Annotated in this window: 13 protein-coding genes and 1 pseudogene; 13 read left to right on the forward strand and 1 reads right to left on the reverse strand. The window is 65.0% G+C overall.

Annotated features, from left to right (window positions below):
• A pseudogene (locus ASE85_RS23725) lies at nt 1-338 on the forward strand (hypothetical protein); the annotation flags it as partial.
• A gap of 13 nt (nt 339-351) precedes the next feature.
• Here ASE85_RS23725 and ASE85_RS06630 read toward each other — a convergent pair.
• Complete coding sequence (locus ASE85_RS06630) at nt 352-1365, reverse strand: LacI family DNA-binding transcriptional regulator (RefSeq protein ID WP_056685582.1); 1014 nt, start codon at nt 1363-1365, stop codon at nt 352-354.
• A gap of 298 nt (nt 1366-1663) precedes the next feature.
• On the opposite strand from ASE85_RS06630, the gene ASE85_RS06635 reads away from it, so the two are divergent.
• The 12 genes from ASE85_RS06635 to ASE85_RS06685 all read left to right on the forward strand — a co-directional run bounded on the left by ASE85_RS06635 (nt 1664) and on the right by ASE85_RS06685 (nt 17568).
• Nucleotides 1664-3787 (forward strand): sodium-translocating pyrophosphatase, encoded by a 2124-nt coding sequence (locus ASE85_RS06635; RefSeq protein ID WP_056685585.1) that lies wholly within the window; start codon nt 1664-1666, stop codon nt 3785-3787.
• Nucleotides 3788-4001: 214 nt separating this feature from the next.
• Nucleotides 4002-4997 carry a GGDEF domain-containing protein gene (locus ASE85_RS06640; protein WP_056685589.1) on the forward strand — a complete coding sequence of 332 codons (996 nt, stop codon included), beginning with the start codon at nt 4002-4004 and terminating at the stop codon, nt 4995-4997.
• 84 nt (nt 4998-5081) lie between these two features.
• Nucleotides 5082-5219 carry a hypothetical protein gene (locus ASE85_RS22880; RefSeq protein ID WP_156358232.1) on the forward strand — a complete coding sequence of 46 codons (138 nt, stop codon included), beginning with the start codon at nt 5082-5084 and terminating at the stop codon, nt 5217-5219.
• 110 nt (nt 5220-5329) lie between these two features.
• Nucleotides 5330-6019, forward strand: a complete 690-nt coding sequence (locus tag ASE85_RS06645) for a DUF2490 domain-containing protein (RefSeq protein ID WP_056685592.1) — start codon at nt 5330-5332, stop codon at nt 6017-6019.
• 90 nt (nt 6020-6109) lie between these two features.
• On the forward strand, nt 6110-8890 hold the full coding sequence (locus ASE85_RS06650; protein WP_056685594.1) for a DNA methyltransferase: 2781 nt from the start codon (nt 6110-6112) through the stop codon (nt 8888-8890).
• Between the two features lie 171 nt (nt 8891-9061).
• Nucleotides 9062-10186 carry an 8-amino-7-oxononanoate synthase gene (locus tag ASE85_RS06655; RefSeq protein ID WP_056685597.1) on the forward strand — a complete coding sequence of 375 codons (1125 nt, stop codon included), beginning with the start codon at nt 9062-9064 and terminating at the stop codon, nt 10184-10186.
• Nucleotides 10183-10797 carry a dethiobiotin synthase gene (gene bioD / locus ASE85_RS06660; RefSeq protein WP_056685600.1) on the forward strand — a complete coding sequence of 205 codons (615 nt, stop codon included), beginning with the start codon at nt 10183-10185 and terminating at the stop codon, nt 10795-10797. Before ASE85_RS06655 ends, bioD begins: the two co-directional genes overlap by 4 nt.
• Before the next feature lie 122 nt (nt 10798-10919).
• A complete protein-coding gene (locus ASE85_RS06665; protein ID WP_056685882.1) occupies nt 10920-12980 on the forward strand; it encodes a M13 family metallopeptidase in 2061 nt (686 codons plus the stop codon).
• Between the two features lie 223 nt (nt 12981-13203).
• Entirely contained in the window at nt 13204-13644 is a 441-nt protein-coding gene (locus ASE85_RS06670) for a DUF4168 domain-containing protein (protein WP_056685603.1), read from the forward strand.
• Between the two features lie 158 nt (nt 13645-13802).
• Entirely contained in the window at nt 13803-15614 is a 1812-nt protein-coding gene (locus tag ASE85_RS06675) for a cation:proton antiporter (protein ID WP_056685606.1), read from the forward strand.
• On the forward strand, nt 15611-16246 hold the full coding sequence (locus tag ASE85_RS06680) for an OmpA family protein (RefSeq protein WP_056685609.1): 636 nt from the start codon (nt 15611-15613) through the stop codon (nt 16244-16246). The genes ASE85_RS06675 and ASE85_RS06680 overlap by 4 nt, the downstream gene beginning before the upstream one ends.
• 32 nt (nt 16247-16278) lie before the next feature.
• A complete protein-coding gene (locus ASE85_RS06685; protein ID WP_056685612.1) occupies nt 16279-17568 on the forward strand; it encodes an adenosylmethionine--8-amino-7-oxononanoate transaminase in 1290 nt (429 codons plus the stop codon).
• The last annotated feature ends 51 nt before the right edge of the window (nt 17569-17619 follow it).

The raw sequence follows: 17619 nt of genomic DNA on the forward strand, positions 1-17619 counted from the left end.
TGATCGTCCCGCAGAACCTCGCCTTCCACACCAGCCTCCAAAAGCCAGTGTTGAATCAGAAATCTGCTAACATGGGAATCCCTAAAATGTCACTACAGCCTAGAGCATCGTGCGAAAAAGTGGGAACCGGTTTTTCGCTTAAAACGATGCGAAAACAAAAAACCAGAGCGCGCGACCTGCGTCGGATTGAACGCAGCGCGCTCCAGACAGGCATAAAAACTCAGACGCGAGGTCGCAAAACCGCACGACGTCATCCTGAACGTGTTTCAGGATCCATCGCGCCTCCATGCCCCGTCTGCCTTTGGCGAGACATGGATGCGGAAACACGTTCAGCATGACGATCTTAACCGATCAGGACGATTCCCGCACCACCAGTTCGGGCGCGATCTGGACCGATCCGGCGTCTTCCCCGCCGATCCGGCGGAACAGCAGGTCGACCAGATGATGCGCGCCGACCTCTATATCCTGCCGGATGGTGGTGAGCGGCGGGCGGGCGAGCCGGGCCAGCGGGATATCGTCGAAACCGATGATCGACAGGTCGCGCGGCACACGCAGCCCCTGCTGCTCGGCCGCAGCGATCAGGCTCATCGCGACCACGTCGGACGCAGCGAAAATGCCGTCGGGCCGGTTGCCCGCCCCAAACCAGTCGCGCGCGGTGGCCTCGCTCGCTTCGGGCGTCACCGGGCTGGACACCAGCGTCACCGCGTCGTGCAGCTCCGGCGGCAGGCCGGCGAGGAAGCCGGCATGACGCGCGGCAAATTCAGGCACGCCGACATCGCCGAAAAAGGCGAGCCTGCGCCGGCCGCGATCGGCCAGATGCTGCGCCGCCAACCGTCCGCCGGCGATATTGTCGGCGCCGACCGTGGCCGGGCCGTCGCCGGGCGCCTGCTCGCCCCACACCACCAGCGGCCGGTAACGGGCGGCGGCGCGCGCCAGCACCGCGCCCTGATCCGACTGGCCGATGACGATCACGCCATCGGTGCGACCGGTGCGGATGAAGGTATCGAGCCAGTCGTCCCTGTCCGGCAGCACCCGCGAAAGCAGCATGTCATAACCGCGATCCGTCAGCGCATCGGCCAGATAGCCGAGCATGGTGAGGAAGAAGGGATCGGACAATTGCTGGCCGCGCGCATGGCCCAGCGGCATCAATATGGCGACCGCACCGGTGCGCCCCAGCCGCAGATTTTGCGCCGCGACATTCAGGCGAAAGCCATGGCGATCGGCCAGCGCCTGGATGCGTTCGCGCGTCCCCCTGTTCAGCGCGCCCTTGCCGGTCAGCGCCCGCGACACGGTGGATACGGACACGCCGGCCAGACGCGCCAGATCGGCGATGCTCTTGAGCGGACCGGAACCCTGATCGTCCATCGCCGCAGACTAGGCCAAATCCGGGCTTATCACAATCTGCCGTATCAGTGGCTTCCAACCGGCTCATCCTGTCGGTCCTTGCGCCAGCCATCTTGACGCGCGCGGTCAGGTCTGTAGCTTCCTTGCACCCTATTCTCAGCCGGTTGGAGCGCACCTATGCGCATGGTCCAGTTGCTGATTGACGCGGTGCCCGATGCCGGACCGTCCTCGTCCGGCCGCCCGCCCCCACGCCTGTCGCCTGCCCGTCATTCCCTGCGGAGTGGTCGATGACAGTCATAACAGGGGGAGAGGAACATCCATGCAGATTGTCTATATCGCCATAGGGTGCGGCCTGCTGGCCTTGCTCTACGGGCTTTTCACCAGTCGCCAGGTTCTGAGCCAGCCAGCCGGCAATGACGTCATGCAGGCGATCGCGGGGGCGATTCAGGAGGGGGCGAACGCCTATCTCCGCCGCCAATATACCGCCATCGCCATCGTCGGCGTGGTCGTGGCGGTGCTGGTCGCGCTGTTTCTGGGCCTTACCTCCGCAACCGGTTTCCTGATCGGCGCGATCCTGTCGGGGGCGGCAGGGTTCATCGGCATGAACATTTCGGTGCGCGCGAACGTCCGCACCGCCGAAGCGTCGCGCGGTACCCTGCAAAGCGGCCTGACCGTCGCCTTCCGGGCGGGCGCGATCACCGGCATGCTGGTGGCGGGCCTCGCCTTGCTCGCGATCAGCCTGTTCTTCTGGTATCTGACCGGCCCCGCCGGCCATGCGCCCGACGACCGGCTGGTGATCGACAGCCTCGTCGCGCTGGCCTTCGGCGCGTCGCTCATCTCCATCTTCGCGCGATTGGGCGGCGGCATCTTTACCAAGGCGGCCGATGTCGGCGCGGATCTGGTGGGGAAGGTCGAGGCCGGCATCCCGGAGGATGACCCGCGCAACCCGGCCGTGATCGCAGACAATGTCGGCGACAATGTCGGCGATTGCGCCGGCATGGCGGCCGACCTGTTCGAAACCTATGTCGTCACCGTCGGCGCGACCATGGTGCTGACCGCCCTGCTGGTCACCGGCGTCGACAATGCGTTTCTGCTGAAACTCATGGCGCTGCCGCTGATCGTCGGCGGCGTGTGCATCATCACCTCCATCATCGGCACCTACATGGTCCGTCTGGGCGCCAGCCAGTCGATCATGGGGGCGCTCTACAAGGGATTCTGGACCACGGCGATCCTGTCCATCCCCGCCATCTATTTCGCCACCCAATATACGCTGGGCGACCTTGATGCCGTGTTCGGCGCGGACCTCGACGGGGTCGGCGGCTATACCGGCATGAACCTGTTCTGGGCGATGCTCGTGGGCCTCGCCGTCACCGGGCTGCTGGTTGTCATCACCGAATATTACACCAGCACCAATTATCGCCCGGTCCGCTCCATCGCCAAGGCGTCCGAAACCGGCCATGGCACCAACGTCATCCAAGGGCTGGCCATCAGCCTGGAATCGACCGCGCTGCCGACTTTGGTGATCGTGGTCGGCATCATCGTCGCCTACCAACTGGCGGGCCTGATGGGCATTGCCTTCGCCGCGACCGCGATGCTGGCGCTGGCCGGCATGGTGGTGGCGCTGGACGCTTACGGTCCCGTCACCGACAATGCCGGTGGCATCGCCGAAATGGCGCATCTCGACGACAGCGTCCGGGTGAAGACCGACGCGCTGGACGCGGTGGGCAACACCACCAAGGCGGTGACGAAAGGCTATGCCATCGGATCGGCGGGCCTCGCCGCGCTGGTGCTGTTCGGCACCTATACCGAGGATCTCGACTATTACGGGTCCGCGCTGGGCCTGACCCAACCGGTCGATTTCAGCCTGAAGAACCCCTATGTCATCGTCGGCCTGCTGCTGGGGGCGCTGTTGCCCTACCTGTTCGGCGCGATGGGCATGACCGCCGTGGGCCGCGCAGCGGGCGACGTGGTCAAGGATGTGCGCGACCAGTTCGCCACCAACAAGGGCATCATGGAAGGGACGTCGCGCCCCAACTATGCCCGCACGGTGGACCTCGTCACCCGCGCCGCGATCAAGGAGATGATCGTCCCCAGCCTGCTGCCGGTGCTGGCGCCGATCATCGTCTATTTCGCTATCGCGGCGGTGGCGGGCCGCGACAATGGCTTCGCCGCGCTGGGCGCGCTGCTGCTGGGCGTCATCGTGTCCGGCCTGTTCGTTGCTTTGTCGATGACGTCGGGCGGCGGCGCGTGGGACAATGCCAAGAAATATATCGAAGACGGCCATCATGGCGGCAAGGGCAGCGAAGCCCATAAGGCGGCCGTGACCGGCGACACCGTCGGCGATCCGTACAAGGACACCGCCGGCCCGGCGGTCAACCCGATGATCAAGATCACCAACATCGTCGCGCTGCTGCTGCTGGCCGCGCTGGCGCATGGCGGCTGATCCACATCAAGACGGAGGAGAGGCCCGCCTCTCCTCCTCTCATGACAGGCGCGGCCTGCCGCAAGACAGGCAGCCCGCGCCTGTTTTTAACGCTTTCTTCAGGGCAGCAGCGCAGTCTGCCACGGTGGTCGGCCGATAAGGGGGCGGGCCGCACCGCAGCTTATGTCCCGCCATGCCCCTATCGGCATGGCCCATTCGAGCAGCGGATGTCCTGATGATGCACGCGATTGTGAACGACGAACCCGGCCGTATCGCCGCCCTGCGCCGCTACCAGATTCTCGACACCCCGTCCGAAGGCGCGTTCGACAAGGTCACCGACCTCATCCGCACCCTGTTCGGCGTGCCCATGTCCGCCGTGTCGCTGATCGACACCGATCGCCAGTGGTTCAAGTCGCTCGCCGGCCTCGATGCGACGCAGACGCCCCGCAGCGAAGCCTTTTGCGACCATGCCATCCGCCAGGACGAGCCGCTGATCATCACCGATGCGCGGGACGATCCGCGCTTTGCCGACAATCCGCTGGTCACTGGCGATCCCGGCATCCGCAGCTATGCCGGCGTGCCGCTGCGCACGCCCGACGGCTATAATATCGGGTCGCTCTGCGCCATCGACACCCGCGCCCGCGACTTCGCGCCCGAACAGATCGAGATATTGAAGAGCCTGGCCCCGATCGTGGTCGAACAGATGGAATTGCGCCTGCTGGCCGAGCGCGACCATCTGAGCGGAGCGATGACCCGCCGCGCCTTCGTCGCCGCACTGGACAAGGCGATCGCGCTCCATATCCGGCACCGGCGTCCCGCCGCGCTGCTGATGCTGGACATCGACCATTTCAAGCGGATCAACGACACTTATGGCCATCCGGTCGGCGACCGGGTGATCGAGGCGGTGGCGAAACGCTGCGTCGAACTGTCCCGCCCCAGCGATTCGCTCGGCCGGATCGGCGGAGAGGAATTTGCGCTGTTGCTGCCCGAAACCAGTGAAGCGGACGCACTGGCCGCCGCGCGCCGTTTCTGCACGGCGATCGGGGAGATGCGGATCCCCAACGACCCGCCGCTGCGCGTCACCGCCAGTTTCGGCGTAGCCGCGATCGGCGCCGGCCGTCTGTCCAGCCAGGACTGGCTGTCGGCCGCCGATGCCGCCCTGTACGAAGCCAAGCGCGGTGGCCGCAACCGGGCGGTGCTGGCGCTGCTGACGGCCGAGTGCGCCGCCTGACCAGACATCGCGGCGCAGTTCCGGAAACACGGTGCGCGGGCGTCCGGCAAAGGCGCCACTGCGCGCATCGAAGGTTGCCAGCGCATGGCTTTGGTCGAAGATATTCTCGATCCGCAGTATCGCTGCGACGCAACCCGGATTTCGGCTGAACCTTTCGGCGAAGACTGGAATGGTTCCGTCATGTTCGACGGCTATGCCGAGACAGACCGAGTCCAGCCATGATGAAACGCCGACAGGGCAATGATTGTCATCAAATAGAAATATAAGTGACGCTTGCATGTCATATGTTGGTCATATTGGCGCGGCGACCCGTTGTTGGGAGAGGAAGTGTCGTGCGCTCCATTTGCCTGTGCCTGTCGTCCGTTGCCGCCCTGCCCCTGCTATGGGCCGTGCCCCCCGCCCATGCCAGCGAGGATGAACAACTGTGGACCACGGCCAGCGCCACGGTGAAGCTGGACGATCACTGGCGCCTGTCGCAAGAGATCGTCGCGCGCTTCAGCGACGATCGCAAGGGCCTGTATGAAGTCGAATCCAACACGCTGGTCGGCTACAAGCTGTCCAAGGCGGTGACGGTCTGGGCTGGCTACACCCATGACCCGCAATATGCCGGCGGCGACTTCACCGTTATGGAGCATCGCGCCCGCCAGCAGGTGACGTTCGACAATATCGCGAAGATCGGCCGCATATCGATCAGCGCCCGCGTGCGCATGGAAGAGCGCTGGCGTGAGGGCGTGGACGGCACCGCCTGGCGTCTGCGCCCCTATGTGAAGCTGGTCATGCCCTTCCGTGAGGGCGGAAAGACCGCGCTGGTGCTGAGCCATGAGAGCTTCTTCGACCTCAACAAGACCAATTTCCAGCGGGTGCAGGGTGAGGAGCGTATGCGCAACCTGATCGCCATCACCACGCCGGTGGCGAAGAATGTGAATGCGGAAATCGGCTATCTCCACCAGCATGGATTCCGCCCGGATGCCGACGACAGCAACGACAATGTCGCCTCCTTCTCGCTGAGCTTCAGTTTCTGATCCATAGAATCTCCAATGCCAACGAGTCTCCGCTTTGAGATAGCCCTTTGATCCCCCAGCCTTTTCCTGTCTCGTCGGGGGAGGGAAGGGATGCGTCTGAGCTGGCCGGAAATTCGTGCGAACGCCGCTCATTTTTCGGAGGAGTGGCGCGACCAGGGCTATGAAAAGGGGCAGACCCAAAGCTTCTACGACGAATTCTTCGCCATTTTCGGCGTCCCCCGCAAACAGGTGGCGTCTTACGAACATCGGGTGAAGGCGCTCGATCCGCGCCGGACCGGCGGCTTCATCGACCTGTTCTGGCCCGGCATGCTGATCGTCGAGCAAAAGAGCATCGGCCGCAATCTCGACCGCGCCATGATGCAGGCGCTGGACTATCATGACTGGCTGCCCGAACCGCAGCGGCCCCGCCACATGATGGTGTGCGATTTCCAGCGGTTCGAATTGCTCGATCTGGAAACGCGGCAGCATTGGCACTTTCCGCTGCCCGACCTCAAACGCCATGTCGAAGCGTTCGATTTCATCCTGGGCGCAAAACCGCGCCTGCTGCGCAACCAGTCGCCGGTCAATCGCAAGGCCAGCGAACGGATGGGCCGGCTGCACAATGCGCTCGCCGCGCACGGCTATGTCGGCGCGGATCTGGAACGGCTGCTGGTCCGCCTGCTCTTCATCCTGTTCGCCGACGACACCGGCATTTTCGAGCGACGCGAACAATTTCTCCTCTTCTTGGAAACCCGGACCAGCGCCGATGGCCGCGACCTTGGCCGATGGCTGATCGAATTGTTCGAAACACTCGATACCCCGCCTGATCGCCGGCAGAGCGGGCTGGACGCCGACCTCGCCGAATTTCCCTATATCAACGGCGCGCTCTTTTCCGGCCGCATCGCCACGCCCGTGTTCGACCGGGACATGCGCCAGATGCTGATCGACGCCAGCATCTTCGACTGGGGCGAGGTATCGCCGGCCATTTTCGGATCGCTGTTCGAAAGCGTGATCGACAAGGTGACACGCCGCAAGCAAGGCGCGCATTACACGCCCGAAGAGGCGATATTGAAGGTGATCGGCCCGCTGTTCCTGGATAATCTGCGCGCCGAGTTCGATCACGCCTGCGCGTTGCGATCCGGCCGGGATGCGGCGCTGCGGCGCTTGCAGGAGAAAATGGCCGGCCTCACCTTCCTCGATCCCGCCTGCGGCGCGGGCAATTTCCTGGTCGTCGCCTATCGCGAGTTGCGCGAGCTGGAGCGGGAGATCATCCGCGAACGGCTGATCGCGGACGGCCCCGTGCAACAGGTGTTGGACGTCGCCGACCTGACCCGGCTGAATGTCGATCGCTTCCACGGCATCGAGATCGACGAATTTCCCAGCCAGATCGCGCAGGTCGCGCTGTGGATGACCGACCATATCGCCAACACCCGGCTGGGCGAGGATTTCGGCCGCCCCTATGCCCGCATCCCGCTCGTCACCGCGCCCAATATTCGCCATGGCGACGCGCTGGAGATGGACTGGGCGGACCTGCTGCCGCCGGGCGCATGCAGCTATGTCTTCGGCAATCCGCCCTTCATCGGCGCCAAATATCAGACGGACGTGCAGCGTACGCAGTTGCGCCGCATCGCCGCCCTGCCCGGATCGGGCGGGACGCTCGACTATGTCACTGGCTGGTTCGTGAAGGCCGCCCGCTTCGCCGCAACCGGCAGCGCCCATATCGCCTTCGTCGCGACCAACAGCATCGTACAGGGCGAACAGGTGGCGCAACTGTGGCCGCTGCTGTTCCGCGAAGGCGTGGAGATCGCCTTCGCCCACCGCCCCTTCGTCTGGCCCGGCCGGGCGGCGGTACATTGCGTGATCGTCGGCCTTGCCCCGCAGGCCAGCGCGCCGAGGGAAAGGCGCCTGTTCAGCTATGCCGATGCGAAGGGCGAGCCGGTAGAAACCCGCCACGGCGCCCTGACCGCCTATCTGTTCGACGCCGGCGCGGCCGACCGCCATCTGGTGGTGCGGGAAGAAGGGCGGCCGATCAACGGCGCGCGGCGGATCGTCATCGGATCGAAGCCGATCGATGGCGGCTATCTGATCTTCAACGATGCGGAACGCGCAACCTTGACAGCAGCGGAACCGGACGCCGGCCGATTCCTGCATCCCTATATTGGCGCGCAGGAATATCTAAATGGTGGCGATCGCTGGATATTGGCTCTGCACGACGCATCACCGGCCGATATCCGCAAGCTGCCCCAGGTCCGTCAACGGTTGAGAGATGTCGCCGCCTATCGCCGTGGCGAAATCGCCCCGCGCGGAAAGGCGGCCGACAGGATCAAAACGCCCGGCCTGTCATCGTTGGCGCTGGCCGCAACGCCTGCCGCTTTCCATGTCACCGTCATTCCCAATGCCCCCTTCCTTGCCATTCCAGAGGTGAGTTCGGAACGGCGCGATTATATTCCCATCGGCTGGCTGGAGCCGCCGGTCATTCCTTCCAACAAGCTGCGCCTGCTTCCCAACGCCACGCTTTGGGACTTCGCTCTGCTCACCAGCCGGATGCACATGGCATGGACCATCCATGTCGGCGGGCGAATGAAGAGCGATTATCAATATGGCATCGGCCTCAACTATAATTGCTTCCCTTGGCCTGACGCCTCCCCGGCCCAGCGCGATCAAATGGAAGCCCTTGCACAAGCCATCCTCGACGCCCGCGCGCTTCCGAAAAATGCCGGCTCCACTCTCGCCGACCTCTATGATCCCGACACCATGCCGATCGAACTGCGCCGCGCGCATCGCGATCTCGATCAGGCGGTGGACCGGCTCTATCGCCGCGCGTCCTTCCCGTCCGATCGGGCGCGGGTGGAGCATCTCTTCACCCTCTACCAGCAACTGGCCGGGCGTTGATGCCGCGCTGTCCTACAGAGCGCGGTATATGCCAATATCCCCGGAACAGCGCCCGACAATGGCACGCAAGCCTATGTCCGAAATAGGAATTTATATGACAGGATATGCGGGAAATGTGCGAAGTTAAGCCCCTGCTTGCCGCCTCCTCCGGCCGGGCCTATAGCCCGCGCCATGACCGCCGAACCCTATGCCAAGCAGCTCGCCGCGCTGGAGTCGCGCGGGCGGTTGCGCCGCCTGATCCCCCGCGCCGGCCGCGATTTCGCTTCCAACGACTATCTCGGTCTGGCCGGTGATCCGATCATCGCGCAGGCCGTCGCCGACGCGATCGGACGTGGCGTGCCGGTGGGGTCGGGGGGATCGCGCCTGCTGCGCGGCAATGCGCCGGAACATGAAGGGCTGGAGGCGAAAGCCGCCGATTTCTTCCGCACCCAGTCCGCCCTGTTCGTCGCCAATGGCTTCGTCGGCAATCTGGCGCTGTTTTCCACCCTGCCCCAGCGCGGCGACCTGATCGTCGCGGACGAACTGATCCATGCCAGCGCCCATGACGGCATCCGCATGGGCAAGGCGCAGGCCGTCTTCGCCCGCCATAATGACGTGCAGAGCTTCGCCGACCTGATCGCCGCCTGGCGCAAGGAGGGCGGCACCGGGCGCATATGGATCGCGGTCGAGACGCTCTATTCGATGGATGGCGACATGGCGCCACTGTCCGACCTTGCCAAGCTGGCGGCTACCCATGGCGGCATGCTGCTGCTGGACGAAGCGCATGGCACCGGCGTCTTCGGGCCGGGCGGGCGCGGCCTGTCCGCCGGGCTGGATGGCCTGCACAATGTCATCACGCTGCACACCTGTGGCAAGGCGATGGGGACGGAAGGCGCGCTGATCTGTGGCCCGCGCATCCATGTCGACTATCTCATCAACCGTGCCCGCGCCTTCATCTTCTCGACCGCGCCCTCGCCGTTGATGGCGGTGGCGGCATCGGCCGCGCTGGACCGGATCGAACAGGCGAGCGACCTGCGCGATCGGCTGAAAACCTTGCGGCAGGATGCCGCCGAAGCCATCTGCGCGCCGCTCGGCCTGCCTGCGCCGCGCAGCCAGATCGTGCCGGTGATATTGGGCGACGATGTGCGCACCATGGCCGTGGCGGTGGCCTTGCAGGAAGCCGGCTTCGACGTGCGCGGCATCCGCCCGCCCACCGTGCCCGCCGGGACCAGCCGGCTGCGCATATCGCTGACCCTGAATGTCGGGCGCAATGATGTCGCCGCGCTGGGCGACGTGCTGCGCAAGGCCATGAAATGAGCGTGTTGATCGTCACCGGCACCGACACCGGTATCGGCAAGACCGTCTTCGCCGCTGGCCTGGCCGGTGCGCTCGGCGCTCATTATTGGAAGCCGATCCAGGCCGGTGTCGATCCCGAAGGCGACAAGGAAACGGTCGCCGCCCTGTCTGGCCTGCCCGCCGCCCGCATCCTGCCCGAAGCCTTTCGCCTGACCACCCCCGCCTCCCCCCATCTCGCCGCGCGGATCGACGGTGTCGCCATTACCCTTGACCAGCTAAGCCTGCCGCAGGTGGACGGGCCGCTGGTGGTGGAGGGGGCAGGCGGCGTGCTGGTGCCGATTTCCGAAACGCTGCTGATGGCAGACCTGTTCGCCCATTGGGGCCAGCCGGTGATCCTGTGCGCCCGCACGGGCCTTGGCACCATCAACCACAGCCTGCTCAGCATAGAGGCGCTGCGGTCGCGCGGCGCGCAGGTGGCGGGCATCGCCTTCATCGGCGATCCGCATGAAGAGAATGAGCGGATCATTCCCCAACTGGCGGGCGTGCCATCGCTCGGCCGGTTGCCATATCTGGACCGGCTCGATCCGGCATCGCTGGCAGCGGCGTTTGCAGCGACCATCCGACTACCCTAATATTTCAACGGTCGACAATTTTCGACCAACGACATGGACAAGCTTGTTGCACGGGCGTTCAAGTCCCGGTCATGCCGGGCCTGCAAACGCGCGCCCATCTGTCACAAGCAAGGGATGCTTTGATGAAAACCCTCCTTCTGGGCGCTGCCGCCACCGCGCTGGCGCTGGCCGCCACCATGGCGCAAGCCGATCAGCCCGCCACCCCCGCCCCGGTATCCGCCGATCCAGCGACCGCGACCGCCGCCAAGCCGACCTATGGCAGCTATGGCTTCGACGCGACCGGCATGGACAATTCGGTCAAGCCCGGCGACGATTTCTACGACTATGCCAACGGCACCTGGGCGAAGAACACGCCGATCCCGGCCGACAAGTCCAATTATGGCGCGTTCAACACGCTGGACGACCTGTCGCGGGAACGCACCAAGGGCATATTGGAAGCCGCCAAAACCGACCCCAACAGCAAGATCGGCATGGCTTATGCCAGCTATCTGGACGGCGCCACCGTCGAGAAGCAGGGCCTGACCCCGATCAAGCCCTGGCTGGACGAGATCAAGGCGATCAAGGATGCGAACGGCTATGCGCTGGTCGCCGCCAAGGCCGCCCGCGCCGGCGTCGAAGGGCCGTTCCGCTTCTATGTCGGACAGGACGACAAAGACCCCGAAACCTATATCCTTTCGATGAGCCAGAGCGGTCTGGGCCTGCCCGACCGTGACTATTATCTGGACCAGGACGCCAAGATGGCGGCGATCCGCACCGCCTATGTCGCGCATCTGGAACAGATGCTGACCCTGGCCGGGCAAAGCGATGCCAAGGCGCGCGCCGCCGCGCTGATGGCGTTCGAAACGGCCATCGCCAAGGTCCACTGGACCCAGGTCGACAGCCGCGACGCCGACAAGACCTATAACAAGATGACGCTGGCCGATTTGCAGAAGGCCGCGCCGGGCTTCGACTTCGCCGCCTTCTACAAGGCGAACGGCCTGACCCCGGCCAGCCTGCTGGTCGCCCAGCCCAGCGCCATCACCGGCGAGGCCGCGCTGATCGCCAAGGCGCCTGTTCAGGTGCTGAAGGACGCGCTGCTGCTGCGCAGCCTGCATGGCTTTGCCGACAAGCTGCCGGAGAATATCGCGAACGCCGATTTCGCTTTCTACGGCACCACTTTGTCGGGCACGCCGGAACGTGAGGCGCGTTGGAAGCGGGGGGTGGATTTCCTGAAGGAATCGCTCGGCGAAGAAGTGGGCAAGGCCTATGTCGCGCAATATTTCCCGCCCGAAACCAAGGCGGCGATGGACGTGCTGGTCAAGAATGTGCTCGCCGCGATGGGCCGCCGCATCGACGCGCTGCCGTGGATGAGCGACACCGCCAAGGCCCGCGCGCACAAGAAGCTGGCCGCCTTCACCCCCAAGATCGGCTATCCCGACAAGTGGCGCGACTATGCCGGGCTGACGATCAAGGGCGGCGACCTGTTCGGCAATGCGCTGCGGTCCAACCAGTTCGAGTTCGACTATAATATCGGGAAGCTGGGCAAACCCATCTATCGCTGGGAATGGGGCATGACCCCTATGGAGATCAACGCCTACGCCAATTTCGGCATGGTGGAGATCGTCTTCCCCGCCGCGATCCTGCAACCGCCCTTCTTCGATCCCAAGGCGGACCCGGCGGTCAATTATGGCGGCATCGGCGCGGTGATCGGCCATGAACTCAGCCATCATTTCGACGATCAGGGCGCGAAATATGATGAGACGGGCAAGCTCAACCAGTGGTGGACCGATCAGGACGTCGCCAATTTCAAGGCGCTGACCGGCAAGCTCGGCGCACAGTACGACGCCTACGAACCCTTCCCCGGCGCGCATGTGAAGGGCGCCTTCACCATGGGTGAGAATATCGGCGACCTTGGTGGCCTGGCCGTGGCGCTCGACGCCTATCATGCCTCGCTGGGTGGCAAGCCCGCGCCGGTGATCGACGGCATGACCGGCGACCAGCGCTTCTTCCTGGGCTGGGCACAGGTGTGGCGGCGTAATTATCGCGAGGCCAATTTGCGCCAGCGCCTTGTCACCGATCCGCATGCGCCGTCGCAATATCGCACCGACATCGTGCGCAATTTCGACGCCTGGTATGACGCCTTCAAGCCCGCACCGGGCGGGAAGATCTACCTCGCGCCCAAGGATCGCGTGAAAATCTGGTAAGCGATGGACGGCAGCCCAACCTCCCTTACGAGATCGGGCTGCCGTTATGCCGCAACCGCGAACAGGCGGTGCGATCAGTTGATCCGCAGGCGGGACAAGCCGTTTTAGCGAGTCTCGCCATCGCTCGAATCGCACGATTCGGCGTTCGCCGCTTTCTCACCCGGAACGATTTTCGCAGTTTGGCCGTCTGTTCATCAGAATATCGGTCAAGAGGAGAAGAAAATTGACGGGTCTGAAAACCACCGCCCTGCTGAAAACGGGTCTTGCGTCGATCGCCTTGTTCGCCGCTTATCCCGCGCTCGCACAGGATGCCGCTGCACCGGCGACGCCGGCCCCAGCGACGTCCGAGGCGCCCGCTGCCCCTGCAGCCGGTGCCAGCAACTTCAGCGATACCGACATCAAGGCTTTCGCCGCCGCTGCGGTCGAAGTGACCAAGATCCAGTCGGATGCGTCGATCGCGGCCGCCGACAAGCAGCCCAAGATGCTCGCCGCGCTGCAGGCATCGGGTATGCCGCCTGAAAAGTTCAACCAGATCGGACAGGCAGCAGCCGCCGATCCGGCGCTCCAGCAGCGCATTCAGGCCGCCGCGCCGCCGGCCCCTGCTGCGCCGGCCGCCCCTGCGGCGCCCGCTGACCCGGCCCAGCCGAGCCAGCCGCCGCAGTAAGGCCGCGGTAAGACAGAATATGGGGAGGGCCGGTTGCAAACCGGCCCTTTTCCATGGGGTGCACAGCGTGCCCCCACACATGATCGGGTTGATTGTTCCCGACACCAGCAAAAATATCGGGCGTGACGGACGCATTTCGCTCCGTTTATCCTGCCGCGATGCAGCAACAAGCTCTTTCCATTGCGCTGATCGGCATATTGGGCATCGGTGCCCAGTGGATCGCCTGGCGGACCGGCTGGCCCGCCATCGCGCTGATGCTGGCGGCGGGCGTCATCGGTGGCCCCGTGCTGGGCCTGATCCATCCCCATGCCGTGTTCGGCGACCTGTTGGAACCGATGGTGTCGGTCGCGGTCGCCCTGATCCTGTTCGAAGGCGGCCTCAGCCTCAATTTCCGGGAATTGCGCAAGACCGACGGGGCCGTCACCCGCCTCGTTCTGGTCGGCCCGCCTATTGGCTGGGCGCTGGGATCGCTGGCCCTTTACTATATCGCCGGTCTGGTCTGGCCGGTCGCCATCCTGTTCGCCGGCATATTGATCGTCACAGGTCCGACCGTCGTGCTGCCGCTGCTACGCCAGTCCAACGTCGCCGCCCGTCCCCGCGCCATCCTGAAATGGGAAGCGATCGTCAACGATCCGACCGGGGCGTTGTTGGGCGTCGTCACCTATGAATATCTGCGGCGATCCGGCGAGGGCGGCACTTTGGCGTCGGTCATCCTGTCGCTGCTGGCCGCCGCCGCCGTCGCCGGGCTGATCGGCTGGATCGCGGCGCGCATCATCGGCTGGCTGTTCCCGCGCGGACACATACCCGAATATCTGAAAGCCCCGGTGCTGCTGGTCGCGGTCATCAGCGTGTTCGTGGGGTCGAACATGATCCAGCAGGAAACCGGCCTGCTGGCGGTTACGGTGATGGGCATCGCGCTGGCCAATATGCGGCTCGATTCCCTGCGCGACATCCAGCCATTCAAGGAGAATGTGACCGTTCTCCTCATTTCCGGCATATTCGTGATCCTGTCCGCGTCGCTCGACCTCAATGTCCTGCGGCAGTTCGAATGGCGGTTCCTGGGCTTCCTGCTGGCGCTGCTGTTCGTGGTGCGCCCGGCGACCGTGCTGCTCAGCCTCGCTTTCTCAAAAGTGCCCTGGAACGAGCGATTGCTGGTCGCCTGGATAGCCCCGCGCGGCATCGTGGCGGTCGCCATTTCCGGCCTGTTCGCGCTGCGGCTCGATCGCCTCGGCTATAGCGACGGGTCGATCCTCGTCACGCTGTCCTTTGCCGTGGTGGTGGCGACCATCCTTTTCCACGGCTTTTCGATCAAGCCGGTGGCGCGGCTGCTGAAAGTGACCGGCGCGTCGGAGCGCGGTCTGCTGATCGTGGGGGCCACGCCGTTCAGCCTCAACATGGCCGCGCAGTTGCGCCAGTTGGCGGTGCCGGTGACCATCGCCGACAACAGCTGGCAGCGGCTGGCCCCTGCCCGGCATCAGGGCATCCCCACCTATCATGGCGAGATCCTGTCCGAAGCGACCGAGGAACGGCTGGACCTGACCCAGTTTCAGGTACTGGCCGCGACCACCGACAACGAAGCCTATAATGCGCTGGTCTGCAACGAGTTCGCGCCGGAGATCGGCCGCGACAATGTGCATCAGTTGGGCGATGCCAGCGATGATGACGATCCGCGCACCCTGCCCGAATCCCTGCGCGGCCGCGCCCTCTTCGCGTCGGGCCATGGCGTCGAGGACATCATGCAGCGCGAGGAACAGGGCTGGGCTTTCCGCAAGACGCGGATCAGCGAGCAGTTCGATTATGACGCCGCGCGCGCAGCGCTGCCGGAAGATGGCGACATGCTGCTGCTGTTGCGCAAGAATGGCGCGCTGCGTTTCTTCACCCATGCGTCGCGGCCGATGCCCCAGCCCGGCGACACGATATTATCCTATGTCCCGCCAACCCTGAAAAGGCCGAAAGGAGAGGAAGAATGACAAGATTTGCCCCGGCCGCCATCATCCTGAGCGCCGCGCTCGCCGCCTGCCAGCCGCCGACGGACGGCAGCTCCGCCGATGCGGCCAACGCAGCGGACAATGGCGCCAATATCATGGCCGCCAACGCCGCCGATAATGGAGCGGAACCGCAACGCTCCATCCTGCGCCCCGAAGTGGTGCCCGAAGCGGAAACGCCGACGATCGAAGCGGCCGATGCGGTGATCGGTTTCGGCGCATCGCCCATGGCGCTCGACGATGATGCCAGGGCCGCGCTCGACACGCTGCTCGCTACCCCGGCGATGCAGGCGAACGGGCCGATCGCCCTGCGGGGCCACAGCGATTCGCGCGGCAATGACGGCGACAATATCGTCGCGTCGCGTATCCGGGCGGAAAAGATACGCGACTATCTGGTCGCCAAGGGCGTGGACAAGGCGCGGATCAGCATCGTCGCGCTGGGCGAAGCGCGACCCGTAGCGCCCAATGCGACGGAGGACGGAAAGGACGATCCCGAAGGCCGGGCGAAGAACCGCCGGGTCGAGGTGCATGTGGCGCTACCCACCGTGATGGTGCCGCCGCCCGTCGTCGCCAATCAGGCCGAACCGGCCAGGGCAGAAGGCGGGTCAAAGCCGTAGAAATTGCGCGCGGCTGGCCCTAAAGCCCCGTCATGACCTCTCCCGTCTGGCACCCCTTCACCCAGCATGGCCTCAACGAGCCGATCCCGCATGTCGTGCGGGCGCAGGGCGCGATGCTGCATCTGGCCGACGGCAGCACGCTGATCGACGCGATTTCAAGCTGGTGGGTGACGACGCACGGCCATTGCCATCCCCGCATCGCTGCCGCCATCGCGCATCAGGCGGGCCAGCTCGACCAACTGATCTTCGCCGCCTACACCCACGAACCGGCCGAGGCGGTCGCGCGCGGCCTGATCGCCATCGCCCCCCGCGCCGAAGGTCAGCCCGAACTCGCCCATGTCTTCTATTCCGACAGCGGATCGACCGCGGTGGAAGTCGCGCTGAAAATGGCGCTGGGCTACTGGCATAATCTGGCGCTGGATGGCCTCACCGACGCCCGCAGCCGCATACTCGTCCTCGAACATAGCTATCATGGCGACACGATCGGCGCGATGTCGATCGGGGAGCGCGGCGTCTATAATGCCGCCTGGCAGCCCTTGCTGTTCGACGTCGGCACCATTCCCTTCCCCGCATCGGGGCAGGAACGGGCCAGTCTCGACGCGCTGGAGACCGCCTGCGCCGCCAAGCCCGCCGCCTTCATCGTCGAGCCGCTGCTGCTGGGTGCCGGGGGCATGCTGCTCTATTCGCCGGATGTGCTCCGCGAGATGGCCGCGATCTGCCGCCGGCACGGCGTGCTGTTCATCGCGGACGAGGTGATGACCGGATGGGGCCGCACCGGCACGCTCTTCGCCTGCGAACAGGCCAGCATCGTGCCGGACATCCTGGCCGTGGCGAAGGGGATCACCGGCGGCGCGATCCCGCTGGCGGCGACGCTGGCGATTGCGCCGATCTTCGACGCGCATCTCTCCACCGATCGCGCGCGGCTTTTCTACCATTCGTCCAGCTATACCGCGAACGCCATCGCCTGCGCCGCCGCCGCCGCTAACCTCGCCATCTGGCGGGAAGAGGATGTGCTGGGCCGCATCGCGCGACTCGCCGACGGCATAGCGACCCGGCTCGCCCGGCTCGCCACCCACCCCGCCTTCGCCAATGCGCGACAACTGGGCACGATCGCCGCGATCGACCTTGTCATCGCCGACGCCGGCTACCTGTCGGACCTTGCCCCCCGGCTGCGCGCCTTCTTCCTGGAACGCGGCCTCTTGCTAAGGCCGCTGGGCAACACCATCTACCTCATGCCGCCTTATTGCCTGGACGCCGATCAGCTCGATCGGCTCTTCGCGGCCCTCGCCGAAGCCGGCGATATATTTGGCGTGCAACCCTGACTTTCATTTTCTGCATTTTGGCGCTATGGCGGCGCGATTTTGCGAATTCGG

Origin of the sequence: Sphingobium sp. Leaf26, assembly GCF_001421665.1 — a bacterium.
Lineage (GTDB): Bacteria > Pseudomonadota > Alphaproteobacteria > Sphingomonadales > Sphingomonadaceae > Sphingobium.

Bases quoted from the DNA above. Each gene is read 5' to 3' on its own strand.
- ASE85_RS06630 (WP_056685582.1), bottom strand. From the start codon at position 1,365: ATGGACGATCAGGGTTCCGGTCCGCTCAAGAGCATCGCCGATCTGGCG.
- ASE85_RS06635 (WP_056685585.1), top strand. From the start codon at position 1,664: ATGCAGATTGTCTATATCGCCATAGGGTGCGGCCTGCTGGCCTTGCTC.
- ASE85_RS06640 (WP_056685589.1), top strand. From the start codon at position 4,002: ATGATGCACGCGATTGTGAACGACGAACCCGGCCGTATCGCCGCCCTG.
- ASE85_RS22880 (WP_156358232.1), top strand. From the start codon at position 5,082: ATGGCTTTGGTCGAAGATATTCTCGATCCGCAGTATCGCTGCGACGCA.
- ASE85_RS06650 (WP_056685594.1), top strand. From the start codon at position 6,110: ATGCGTCTGAGCTGGCCGGAAATTCGTGCGAACGCCGCTCATTTTTCG.
- ASE85_RS06655 (WP_056685597.1), top strand. From the start codon at position 9,062: ATGACCGCCGAACCCTATGCCAAGCAGCTCGCCGCGCTGGAGTCGCGC.
- bioD (WP_056685600.1), top strand. From the start codon at position 10,183: ATGAGCGTGTTGATCGTCACCGGCACCGACACCGGTATCGGCAAGACC.
- ASE85_RS06665 (WP_056685882.1), top strand. From the start codon at position 10,920: ATGAAAACCCTCCTTCTGGGCGCTGCCGCCACCGCGCTGGCGCTGGCC.
- ASE85_RS06675 (WP_056685606.1), top strand. From the start codon at position 13,803: ATGCAGCAACAAGCTCTTTCCATTGCGCTGATCGGCATATTGGGCATC.
- ASE85_RS06680 (WP_056685609.1), top strand. From the start codon at position 15,611: ATGACAAGATTTGCCCCGGCCGCCATCATCCTGAGCGCCGCGCTCGCC.
- ASE85_RS06685 (WP_056685612.1), top strand. From the start codon at position 16,279: ATGACCTCTCCCGTCTGGCACCCCTTCACCCAGCATGGCCTCAACGAG.